The sequence below is a fragment of the Novipirellula caenicola genome (assembly GCF_039545035.1).
Taxonomy (GTDB): Bacteria; Planctomycetota; Planctomycetia; order Pirellulales; family Pirellulaceae; genus Novipirellula; species Novipirellula caenicola.
Genome location: NZ_BAABRO010000004.1, coordinates 196,095 through 208,479, shown reverse-complemented (window position 1 = coordinate 208,479; position 12,385 = coordinate 196,095). Strand labels below are relative to the sequence as shown.

Genomic DNA, 12,385 nt, shown 5'->3' with positions numbered 1-12,385 from the left:
TCGCTGTCTCTGCCCCCACTTCCCGGCGAAACATGCTTGTTTTGCTGGCGGCGAATTAACGTGGAGGCATGGTTGTCGATTCTACCCATCTGCCGCCGCCTGAGATCGCGATGCCCGAGCGAAACGGGAATCGTCGTCGGCGAATCTTTGCGCTGTTGCCCTGCCGGGCCCTCTTAGGGCTGATTGCCGGCGTCGGTACCGCCGCTGCTACGGAAAATCACGCCTTCAAGGGACCCACGGTGATTCTTGCCACGATCCCGATTTCCACCATGATCCGGGCGCTCGATGCGGAAAGTTTCGAGACTCGCCAGCATGCCGCTCTGCGATTGCTCGATGCCGCCACCAACGTCGATTACCCACTACCCCAGCGTCGGGCCGTCCAAGAGCAACTTCGACGCGGGCTGGATCACCCATCGCTAGAGGTGCAAATTCAATCGCTTCGACTGCTGCAGCAAATTGATCAAGCGGCGGTGGACGCTCAGTTCCGACAACTGTTGAATCCCAAAATCAATCCGAGTGACGTCGATCTGGTTGGTTGGCGAGCGTTCTCCGAACTGGTGGGGAATGATTTCGCAAGTCGCCAATTTTATGCCCGGCTTTACCTCGGCCATCAGCGACAAATCGAACATCTGATTCACCAGCAACACCATGTCGCCGGAGGGTTGCGAATGAGGCCAGTGGACGCGAGTGTGTCGCGTTATCCGGCCGCCAATCACGATCTCGATCGCTGGGCTCTCGTTTTGTTTGCCGAATCGATCCTCGAGCCTACGGCGACCGCATATCCGTCGTCGCGGTTGATGATGTCACTTGCGCATTCGGGAGTCGGCCCCTGTCTGGGGAACGATGAAGATGACGAATTGGTCCGGCGGTTGATTCATCATTGGCTGCTCCGGCATCGCGATCTAGGGAGCGTGTGCGATCAATTGCGAATCGCGATGCGTTACCGTTGCGATTCACTGGCAATGGAGCTGTGCCGCTGCATTTTGCACGACCCCGATTCGCCCGCCCCCTGGCAAACCACCGCCATTTTGGCCGCCGGCGTGCTCAGTGCATCCCATCCCCAATTTGCTGACAGCAGTTTGGAAATCGATTCGGTTTTGGCATCGCGACTTGCCGACAAGCGAACCGCGCACGTGTGGCGGATGATCCCCTCGCGGAAAACCAAAATTCGCTCGCAGGTGGGTGATGTCGCGATGGCAATGCTGCTGTATCGTCATCAAATCGATCCACGCACGGTGGGATTCAACGAAATTCAAGCGGATCCGACGTTCATTTACCGAGACGATAGCATTGGATTCGGTGACGAGAATGAACGAGCAACGGCGCACCAAAACGCTCGAAGACGGCTGCGGGAAAGCGGTTACGACGTGCCATCGTTCTCACGCAACGTGAGTCGGTCTCTCGAGGAATGAACGAGCCAAAGTGACCGTCGTTCGGCGGTACACGCCAACGGTTTGGAGCGCCGAGCGACCGTTTTTCCTTAACTTGCCGCCCGTCAATTCTGAATGCAAGCAATTCGTTTGCGCTTCCTCCAGGCCGCTGGCGCCGTGAAACCGACGTTGACCTGAGTGCCGTCTGGCTGTTAATCGAGTTTTGTGGTGGGAGTGCGCCGCGATGGCTGCAGCTCCCGAACTGCCACGATCCCTCCGAAAAACGATTCGAAGAAGTCAGACGACCACTGTGATTTGCCCTGCTGTCCAAACGAAAGATCTCGCTGCGATTGGTCGCTCCAATCCGGCTCGTTTCGTTTGTGTGATGGTTCTCTCGCTTGCGGGGATGACGCTTCTGGCCGGATGCCAAGGCCGAGCGCACAAGGATTTGTATCAGCAGCGGATTGCCAACGAAGTTCGAATCCTCGAAGACCAGCTGTACGAAGCGGACTATGAAAATCGCAAGTTGCGTGACGAACTTGAACGCATGAAGAGCCGGGTTTCGTCTGGTACCGCCGATCCGCATCATCGCAGCAAATCGCAATCCGACTACGGACCGCCGATCCCGAGTCCTGATCCTCTGTCGGATAAGCCCCTATCAAATGGGGCGATGTACGGGCCGCCCGATTCAATCGACTCGTTCGATATGGAATCCGACTTTGGCGATTCGTTGATCGATCCGGGCCAAGCGGTTCCGATGGACCGGTTGAACAATCCGTTTACCGACGAACCGAGTGGCGGTGAACGCCCCCATACTGATGGCCCCATCAGCGATGGATCCTCACGCAGCGGAAACAAGCGGAACCAACCGTTGGTCGATCCCGCCCCGCGGATGTTGCCGCCACCGGTGGGCGTTCCCGAACCGCCAGGAAAATCTGACACCGAAGTTTCACCGATTGAACCTGGCGAAATTTTGCCGCCGCCATCATCCAACGGCAAAGGGAAACCCAAGCCGCCGGGACAAATCATTTTGCCCGATGCGGCCAAGGCAACTCAGGAAGAAATTTCGGCTCCCGAAACGCTCGAGCTGCACACCGGTTTGTCGGGCGGGCATCAATCCGACAACGACCACGAAGTCGACGGACTGTACTTGGTCATCAACGCGCTGGATCATTACGGCAAGACCGTCAATCTCGAGGATTTCGAGATCGATGCAGAAATGTCGATCGTGATTCTCGACCCTGCTCGTGAGCCGTCCGAAGCGAAGATCGGCCGCTGGGAGTTTTCTGCGGAAGAGGTTTCCGAACTGATCCGTTCGCGTCCCTTAAGTGGATTCCATGTCCCCGTGATCTGGCAGGATGTCGAACCGCAAAGTGACGAAGTGATCGTGCACGTGCGGTTGCGATCCGAAGGGGACGAAATGCGTTGCAAGGGACGAGTCAAAGTCGCCGAGTCGGGCGTGATTGCCAAATGGACGCCTCGCGGTGATGCCGAGAAACGTTAACGAACATCGCTCGCATCACTCCCCCCCTCTCCACGTTGCGAAGCATTGCGAACGCATTGGTCGGATAGCCAGACCGTCAGCGACGATACATCGACAACCAATAGCTTCACCCCACAAAACGCTGCGGCTGGCAACATTTTCAGGAACGGAATCGATGAATAGGTCGGGACAATCCAAAGTTGGCGGCGGACTACACTCCATTCGTTTTCTAGCGGTCGCATTGCTGTTGATCCCGCTTGCCGGTTGCAAGGTGCTTGCGCCGATTCCGATTCCGGTCGCCAGCCAACAGATTGCTCCGGAATTGGTGCAAAGCAATGATCCTCAATTCGAAATTGGCCAGCCGCAACCGGTAATCGATGGGATCGGTTGGGTCGTGGGGATTCCGGACAAGATCTTGCTTTGGGACCGCCGCGTGGATCGCCACAAGATTTCGGAAGAGACGATATTGGCGACGGCCGATTACCTCGAGCAAAACAATCTGCCGCATGTGAAGGTGCGTGTGAACCAATACGCACCGCTAAAAGATTGGAAGCGGCTAACGCAGAACAAGACGGTGGCATGGCCATGGCGTTACACGTTGGGCACGTTGTCGGTGGCGGGAGAGACGATTCTGCCTGGACGCATCATCGGGGGTGATCATTTTAACCCGTTCACCCAAACGATTCACCTGTACAGCGACATTCCCGCCGTGGCACTGCATGAAGCGGCTCACGCCAAGGATTTCACACGTCGAACCTATCAAGGCACGTACGCGGCCGCTTATCTGTTCGTTCCGCTATGGCACGAAACGTTGGCATCGCAAGACGTGTTCGCTTATTTGGAGCAGAAACAGGATGTGCCGGCGTTGATCGAAGCGAATCGCATCCTGTATCCGGCGTATGGAACGTACGTGGGCGGCGCCTTGGGGAATTTTGTGCCCAACTATTCGCTGCCGATTTATTACGCTGCCGTGATCGCGGGGCATGCCAACGGACGGATGCTCTCGCAGCAGTTACAATGACGTCCATCTCGGACCTTTCCCCGCTTGATTCCTTCCTCAGAGTTCACACCATGAATACAAAACTAGGTCGTCGTGATTTGATCCGTGCTTCGTTGGCTGCCGCCGGTGCCGGGGCGATGTTGACCGCGTCGCAGCAGACAGTGATGGCGGCAGAATCGACCCCCTCGGTGCCTGAGAACACCACGATCTTGTTCCAAGGCGACTCGATCACCGACGCCGGACGCGATCGCAAAAAACAATCCACCAACAACGCGCGTGGCCTCGGCAACGGGTACCCGGTGTTGATCGCGGGCGAGCTTTTGAGTGCTCATCCCGAATCCAAATTGACCATTCACAATCGAGGAATCAGCGGTCACAAGGTTCCTGATTTGGCGGCCCGTTGGCAAAAGGACTGCTTGGATTTGAAGCCCGATGTGCTCAGTATCCTGATCGGCGTGAATGACATTTGGCACAAGTTGAACGGACGGTACGACGGCACGGTCGCGGATTACGAAACCGGATACGAGGCGCTGCTGCAGCAGACGCAGGCGGCACTGCCAAAGACTCGCATCATCATCTGTGAACCATTCGTATTGCGATGCGGTGCGATCAACGACAAATGGTTCCCCGAGTTCGACGAGCGTCGTGCGGTCGCGAAAAAGTTGGCCGACAATATGAAGCTCGATTTTGTGCCGTTTCAGACGATGTTTGACGAAGCGGTCGACCTGGCTCCGCCCCAGTACTGGGCCGCCGATGGCGTCCATCCGACGCTTGCTGGCCATGCGTTGATGGCGAAAAAGTGGCTTAAAGTGTTCTATCAAGCCTAACGATCGCCACCCGCGATGTTCTGCATTCCGGTTCCGTCGCCCTCTTCTGACAGGCAACGCTGGGAAGCATATTTGGGTAGCTACCTTCGCCAGAAGGTAGCTATTCGCATTTGCGTGGCAACCAACCACGCTCTGGCGAGCGTCGCTACAGAACGAGAATTCCGCCGGGTTCCCCGAGGTGGCGCGAGTCCAAAAAACTGGTAAAACCCCCCTCGCGGTCGAATGTTTTCGTGGCTTTCACACCGCCCACCGAAACCCCTACCAGGAATGCAAATATGTCGGACGTCCATAAAAAGTACAACGAAGTCGAAAAACTGATCGATGATGAAAAGTTCGAAGAAGCCATCGCTGGTTTGACCGAAATCATCAACGAAGACGATACCTTCGTGCTCGCTCATCTCGCCCAGGCCCGCGTTTACACCAAAACAGGCCAGCATGATTTGGCGATCCAGCATGCCGAAAAAGCATGCGAATTGGAGCCCGAAGATCCGTTCAACTTCACCGCGCTGAGCGTCACCTACCAACGCGCATGGGCAGGCACTCAAGAGCAGCAGTACATCACCAAAGCCGAAGATGCGATGGCCCGAGCACGCATGTTGCAAGGCTAGTGCGATCGTGGTAACCGCTGCGTAGCGAAAGTCGCGAAGACTTTCGGCTCCAGCAATGAACCATTTTGAGCAGGCAAATACGGCTTTGTATTTCGTAGCGGAACTCGTCAAGAGTTTCGGGGGGCATACGTCATGGAAACGAAAGTCTTGACGACTTCCGCTACGCCAAATTAGCACAAACCCTAGTAAGGAAAAATGCTTCACAGCGTTGGCCAATACGGCTAACTCGAATCACAGTCTCTTCTTTAAGGGCAAAGTGACTGCGGATTTAGCCTTTAGAAAAGCTAGCCGCCAAGCCCAAAAGTAGAGGGGCCGGAATGGCATTGCGGCTTCTTTACATTCCCATTGCCGTGGGGGCCGGCGCGGTCACCGGCCAACCGAGTGCCCATTGCAATTGAAATTGGGCTTGGTTGTGGTCGATGATCGCTTGCAAGTATGCTCGGCGAGCGGTTTCAAGTGCTTGAACCGACTGCAATACTTCTAGCGGTAACCCTTGACCATCTCGGATCCGTTCCAAGTTTCGATTGTAGGAATCTTCGGCCGATCCAATCGCTCGCTCAGTTACCACGATCTGTTCACGACGGAACTGAATCTGCGAATACGCTTCCGAAATCTCGCGAGCGACTTGATCCATCACCCTCAATTTTTCGAACCTTGCTTGTTGAACGCGTGCGGACGACTCGCGACGAGCCGCTCGCTCGCCGAACCCGAGGTTACGGACTTCCCACGTCATAACGGCGTCCAAATCGTAGCGGCCGTCCACGTTGTCAAGGTTGTTGCCAAGCCCGCCGCCGAAGCCGCCGGTGCTGAAACCTAGCAACACGCTGGGGACAAACGGAGCGTACTTTTCACGGCGATACGCTTCGCAGGCGGCGGCCACAAGCGATTTGGATTCCTTCAGTTCGGGACGCGAATTGAGTCCTGTGCTGATCAGCGACGCCTTGTCCATTTCCAGAGACACCAAATCGATTGGCACCGCCGTCACATCCAACGGTTGGATCGGAGTGGCTCCATCCAGACTGAGTGTTTGCGCCAACCGCGCCGACGCCACCGCGATTCGTTCACGGGCTGCGATCATGCGGTTGTCGACCATCGCCAACTCGGTGTTGATCCGGTCCGCATCGGCTTGCAGTCCTTCCCCCGCCTTGGCAAAGTCGTTGGTGATTTTGAACAGCTCTGCGGTCCGTTGACGCGACGATTCCAGGATGCTGGCATCTTGGTAGGCGTTGACCAATTCGGTGTAGGCGACGGCGGTCGATCGCAATTGTTCGTTCATTGCCGCAGCGGCCGCGTGGTGGCGTGCCGAGACGGTACGTTCAGCGATCTCGGGCAGAAAGATTGCGTCGGCTAGATGGAATTGGGCGACCAATCCGGGACGCGGCGTCGTGCCAGCCCCGGTGGCGCCGGTGCCCAGTCCGTATTGGAACGAGTTACGATTGATGTCAACGATTGTCCCGTCGCTGGCCTGATAATTGCCATCATGACGGTGAAAACCAAAGCCGGCCTGGATCGATGGCAACCACAGCACTTCGGCGCGAGCGAGTTGGGCATAGGCTTCTTGGACCCGCCACTGGGCGAATCCGACCACTGGATGCTGGCCGCCGACCATGGCCAACGCCGATGGCAAATTCAAGTCGATCGAATGAGAGGTTGAGGTCATGGGTTGGCCGGCAAAGTCGCCTTGCGGGATCGCGCCTTCGAAATATTGGACATCCTCGTCGATGGGAAACGCCATTGGTGCAGCGGGTTCGACGGGCACGTTCACGACCGGACCGTCTTCGAAGGCGGTCAACGACAGATCTGCGGTTGCGATCTCGTTCGGCTTCGACTCGACGAGCTTTAGCTCGTATTGACGTCCGTCGATCGTCAAGGTTCCGTGGCGTGACGGATCTTCACCCCCCGATGGCTTCACCGAGACTTTTTGGTGATTGACGGGACGCACCTCCTCTGAAACGGCGGGGACGGATTCAGCCAATCCTGCATCGACCGTTTTGCTGATCGGTGCGACCGGCGCGCTCGTGGCGACGGCATGATCGAGTCGAGTGGGCGTTGGATTTTGCGTCAAGTATTGGTTGCCTGCACAGCCCGTCAGCCCCATCAGGCCCACTAGGCCCATCAGGTCAAGAGTGATCATGAGTCGGGGCATCCTGCCCTCCTTTATCGCTAAGTCCGTAGCCGTATCCACATTCGCGTTGTGCTTGTTACTCCAAACGCAACGGTCACATGGAAAGTGCTTCGGCAAACGAGAGTGCAGATAATGACGGATGACGGCGTTGAACTGCGGGAATCGAAGTTAGCCGCCATCGAAAACACGCGTTGTGCAAACTATGATGAATGATTGCCTCTGCGAAGCTTGTTCGCTGGTACCGGTCGTACCGATTGTGCGGATCGTGACCTGCCAAGCGAGGGGCAAAGAACCGCTTTTGAATGAATCTACACGGTGGCACTCCTTGGGAGTGCGTCGAACTGAAAACGAGAAACTTGAATGAATCACCCTTTCCACCGCTGCTGTTTGGCTTGGCTCGGCGTTATGGGCGTCTTGGTTGTGACCGCGGGCTGTTCGCCTGATTCCAAACCGGGCGTCGCGAAAAAGGACGAAACGCTCCACGTGACCCGAGTCAAGACGGTCGAGGTTGCCCCCACCGAAGTCCAACGCACAACGCTGCAACCCGCATCGGTGCACGCTTACTTTCGAGCCGAGTTGCGGGCCAAAATCTCGGGCTTTGTAAAGGAATTGAAAGCGGACATCGGCGATTACGTCAACGCGGGCGCCGAGCTGGCGACGATCGATGTGCCGGAGATGCAGAAACAACGCGAGGTGATCGAGGCGAGAATCCGGCGGTTGGTCGCAGAGGAACAGCGGGCTCAAGCAGGCATCGATCTGGCCACGGCTCAAGTGCGATCGTCCGAAGCTAAATTGGCCGAAGCCAAGTCACAACTCAATAGTGCCGAAGCTTCGCTGGCGGCGTCGTCAGCGGAGTTCAATCGCACCGAAGATTTGGTCCAGCGTGGATCACTACAAAATCGCATGTTGGATGAAGTGCGACTGAAACGAGATTCGGAACAGGCCCGCAAGGAAGCGGTCATGTCGTCGGTGCAATCCGCCGAAGCCGAAGTCGCGGTGGCGCAGTCGCAAGTGGCATCTGCCAAAGCGGATAGGGAAGCGGCTCGCGCGGAAACCGAAATCACGCGGCGACAACTCGATGAACTCGATGTGTTGTTGTCCTACGCGGTCATCCGAGCTCCCTTTTCCGGCGTGATCACCGACCGCTTTGTCCAGCCTGGCGATCTGGTTCGCGAAGCGAGTGAGGTCGGTAGCGGCAAACCGTTGTTTGTGCTCAGCCAGATCGATAAGGTCCGTATTCGCGTTCCCGTCCCTGAAACCGACGCACCGCTCGTCAATCAAGGCGACGAAATCACATTGACCTTTCCTTCGTTTACGGCGGAATCCCCGATTACGGCGACCGTCACACGACGATCCGGTAGTCTCGACCCAAGCACTCGCACGATGATGGTCGAAGCCGAGATCGACAATCCCGACGGCAAGCTGTTGCCTGGTATGTTCGGCCAAGCCTCGATCCATCTTTCGACTAAAGCGGCCGCCAACATGTTGCCCGCTCGCGCGATTCGTTTTGAAGAGTCGGGCAATGCGTACGTGTACGTGGTGGATCAAGACGAAACGGTTTCGATCGCTCCGATCACGATGGGGATGGACGATGGCAATTCAATCGAGGTGCTGTCGGGGGTCGAAGCAGGCCAACGCGTGATTGATGCCCACCTGAGCCGATTTACAAATGGCCAAAAGGTAAGCGTCCTGACGAACTAGTTTTTCGCTTCATCCCGCAGCTGCGATTGCCGCGACTGCATTCCTTTTTTCTGCATAGACCCTTTGAAAACGGCGTCGAGACGTCTGACGCTCCGCCCGCTTTATCACTTGAGATTTCGCTCCATGGGATTGACTAACTTTTCGCTAAAAAACCGGTTTGCTGTTTTAGCGGCCACGATCGCGTTGTGCGTCCTGGGCGCATCGGTGATTCCGGGAATCACGATCGACATTCTGCCGGACTTCAAAAAGCCCGTCGTCGTCAGCTTCTTTTCCTATCCAGGCTTGCCCACCTTGGACATGGAAAAATCGGTCAGCTCGCGTGTCGAGCGTGCATTGACGTTGGCAGGGAAGATCGAACATCAAGAATCACGCACGGTCCCCGGGGCCGCGGTCATCAAGGTTTTCTTCCAGCCCGGTGCCGACCCCAGTTCGGCGATGAACGACATCGTCAACCTCGAAGCGAGTGACATGTTTCACTTGCCGCCAGGTATCGAGTGGCCGTTCACGCTGCGTAGCGAACCGGCAAACCTGCCCGTCGTGTTGGCGGCCATTGCCGGAGAGGGGCTGAGTGAATCGGAACTGTATACGATCGGCTATTACGCCGTTCGCAATAAAATGGGTGGCCTCAAGGGGGTCCAGATTCCGCATCCGTTTGGCGGCAAATTCCGTCAAATGATGGTCTATGTCGATCCTGCAAAACTGATGGCGTATCACGTCAGCGCGGTCGATGTGGTCGAAGCGATGAAAAAGTCGAACTTGGTGTTGGCGGCGGGAACCGCGCGGATGGGCGGCACCGATTATCAGGTGCAACCACGTAACACGTTGCCAACGACCGAAGAAATCGAAGCAATTCCGATTTCGGTTCGCGAGGGGCGTCCCGTCTTCATTCGCGATGTCGCTCGCGTTGTTGACGACGCGGCGCTGCAATACAACATCGTTCGCGTCAACGGAAAACGCAGTGTCTATTGCCCGCTGCTGCGTGAGCCGGGCGAAAACACGATCGCTGTGGTCGACCGTATTTACGAAGGCATCGCGTCGGAAATTCCGAAGATGAAGGAACGCGGCGACATTCCCGAAGCGACCGAAGTCACGCTGGTTTCGGATCAATCGAGCTACATTCGTAACGCAATGTCGAACTTGATGACGCAGGTTGGCTTGGGAGCCCTGTTGGTTGCGATTGTCGTGTTTGTCTTTCTGCGCCGGATCGTGCCCACGCTGATCATTGTCACCACGATTCTGTTAGCGATCTTGATCGGGGCACTTGGGTTCGCCTTTACCGGTCAAACGATCAACGTGATGACGCTCGGCGGGATTGCGTTGGCGATTGGGACCGTGGTCGATGCCGGGATCGTGGTCGTGGAAAACGTGATCCGGCACCAACGCATGGGCAAATCGCCGATGAAGGCGGCGCGCGAAGGGACCGACGAGGTTTCCGGAGCGATTTTGGCTGGTACCGTGACCACGCTCGCCGTATTTTTGCCCGCGGTCTTTTTGACCGGCATGATCAAGTACCTGTTCACGCCACTTTCGCTTGCGGCAACGTTCACGATCGGGGCATCGTACGTGTTGGCATTGACCGTGGTCCCGGCCTTCTGTGCGACGCTGGTTCGCAATCGCATGCGTGACCGAAATCGTGATTCCTCCGGTGACGAGGACGAAGACAAGCCACACGGTTTGTACGGTCGGTTGCTTGGCATGGCAATGAAGGTGCCTGCAGTGACGTCGTTGGTGATCGTTGTGGGGGTCGGAGCCACGTTCCTGTTGTTGCCGTCAATCGGAACCGAGTTGTTCCCGGCGGTGGATGCAGGCTCGTTTGAAATTCGACTCAAAACGTTGCCAGGCACCGCACTGGATGAAACCGAGAAGTTGGTGGCTCGCATCGAAGAATCGATCAAGCAAACCATTCCCGAAGAACAAATTGAAACGCTGATCTCCAATATCGGGTTGCCGGTTGGAAAGGGAGCGGGGTTCTCGACCGTGCTCAGTTCCAATTCGGGCCCCGACACGGCGTACGTCATCGTCAACTTGAAACAGGACGGTCGTTCCACCAGCACGGACACTTACATCAACGCGTTGCGTGAGAAATTTGTGGATGAATACCCGCTGGAACAATTTCTGTTTGTTTCCGGTGGCATTGTGAACATGGCACTGAACGAAGGCGTGCCGACGCCGATCAGCGTTCAAGTTTCGGCGGGAACATTGGGCCAATGCCGCGAGGCCGCCGAGCGGATTGTCGAAGCGGTCCGGCCGATCGCAGGCACCGCTGACGTGCAGATCGCTCAATCGCTTGACTATCCACAATTTGATGTGCAAGTGGACCGCACGCGAGCAAAGTATTTGGGCGTCGATCAAGAGGAAGTCGCTCAGACGGTTCTGACCGCGCTGGGGTCGAGCGTGGGCTATGCACCGACGATTTGGATCGATCCCAAATCGGGCACCGACTTTTTCATGGGCGTGCAATACGAGTCGAATGATTTTGAATCGCTGGACGACGTTCGCAACATTCCGTTGTCACTGAATACCGCGGATGGGCCGATCACGATTCCATTGTCGAACATCGCCACGGTCAAACGTGTCACCATTCCGGGCGAGATCGCTCATTACAATATCGCTCGCGTCAATGACGTGCACGTCAATGTGTCCGGACGCGATCTGGGCTCGGTCGCCGCGGATATCGAAGCGACATTGGCAGAGATGGAATTCGCCAACGGCGTGTCGGTGACGTTGCGAGGCCCGGTGGAAAAGATGCGATCGGGAATGAGTCTGCTGGGGATGGGATTGGCCGTCGCCGCACTGTTGGTCTATCTCGTGTTGATGGCCCAGTTCCGCTCGTTTCTTGATCCGTTGATCATCATGTTGGCGGTTCCACTAGGGATCGGCGGCGTGTTGGCGGTTCTGTATTTGACAGACACCTACATCAACATTCAATCGTTAATGGGCACGTTGATGATGATCGGCGTGGTCGTCAACAACTCGATTCTGTTGGTCGAGTTTGCTAATCGTCGCCGCGCGGATGGATTGTCGCCGTACGACGCCGCGATGTCGGCTGCGCAAGTGCGACTGCGTCCAATTCTGATGACCTCACTGACTCTGGTTGCATCGATGTTGCCATTGGCATTTCAGCTGTCACCGGGCAACGAAGCGATGATCCCCTTAGCTCGGGCCTTGCTGGGCGGCATGATCGTATCGACGATCCTGACCCTGATCTTGGTCCCCTGTGTCTACACATGGGTGCACCGCAAGTCGCAATTGGCCGTATGACAGCTGAATC

8 protein-coding genes are annotated in these 12,385 nt (G+C 56.5%); 7 read left to right on the top strand and 1 reads right to left on the bottom strand.

The features are described from left to right. Window positions 1–68: 68 nt before the first annotated feature. The 5 genes from ABEA92_RS10510 (at window position 69) to ABEA92_RS10490 (ending at window position 5,288) form a co-directional block, all read left to right on the top strand. A complete protein-coding gene (locus ABEA92_RS10510) occupies window positions 69–1,412 on the top strand; it encodes a hypothetical protein (RefSeq protein WP_345683781.1) in 1,344 nt (447 codons plus the stop codon). Between the two features lie 343 nt (window positions 1,413–1,755). Beyond that, window positions 1,756–2,874 (top strand): hypothetical protein, encoded by a 1,119-nt coding sequence (locus ABEA92_RS10505; protein WP_345683780.1) that lies wholly within the window; start codon window positions 1,756–1,758, stop codon window positions 2,872–2,874. 154 nt (window positions 2,875–3,028) lie between these two features. Further along, window positions 3,029–3,874, top strand: coding sequence for a hypothetical protein (locus tag ABEA92_RS10500; protein WP_345683779.1), 846 nt, complete (start codon window positions 3,029–3,031; stop codon window positions 3,872–3,874). A gap of 50 nt (window positions 3,875–3,924) precedes the next feature. Beyond that, on the top strand, window positions 3,925–4,680 hold the full coding sequence (locus ABEA92_RS10495; protein ID WP_345683778.1) for an SGNH/GDSL hydrolase family protein: 756 nt from the start codon (window positions 3,925–3,927) through the stop codon (window positions 4,678–4,680). Between the two features lie 275 nt (window positions 4,681–4,955). Continuing rightward, window positions 4,956–5,288, top strand: coding sequence for a tetratricopeptide repeat protein (locus ABEA92_RS10490; RefSeq protein WP_345683777.1), 333 nt, complete (start codon window positions 4,956–4,958; stop codon window positions 5,286–5,288). A 334-nt stretch (window positions 5,289–5,622) separates the two neighbouring features. Here ABEA92_RS10490 and ABEA92_RS10485 read toward each other — a convergent pair whose 3' ends face one another. Continuing rightward, window positions 5,623–7,422: a TolC family protein gene (locus tag ABEA92_RS10485; protein ID WP_345683776.1), complete on the bottom strand. Its 1,800-nt coding sequence runs from the start codon at window positions 7,420–7,422 to the stop codon at window positions 5,623–5,625. A gap of 351 nt (window positions 7,423–7,773) precedes the next feature. Between ABEA92_RS10485 and ABEA92_RS10480 the strand changes: the two genes are divergently transcribed. Next, window positions 7,774–9,114 carry an efflux RND transporter periplasmic adaptor subunit gene (locus tag ABEA92_RS10480; RefSeq protein WP_345683775.1) on the top strand — a complete coding sequence of 447 codons (1,341 nt, stop codon included), beginning with the start codon at window positions 7,774–7,776 and terminating at the stop codon, window positions 9,112–9,114. A 123-nt stretch (window positions 9,115–9,237) separates the two neighbouring features. Further along, complete coding sequence (locus ABEA92_RS10475; RefSeq protein ID WP_345683774.1) at window positions 9,238–12,375, top strand: efflux RND transporter permease subunit; 3,138 nt, start codon at window positions 9,238–9,240, stop codon at window positions 12,373–12,375. The last annotated feature ends 10 nt before the right edge of the window (window positions 12,376–12,385 follow it).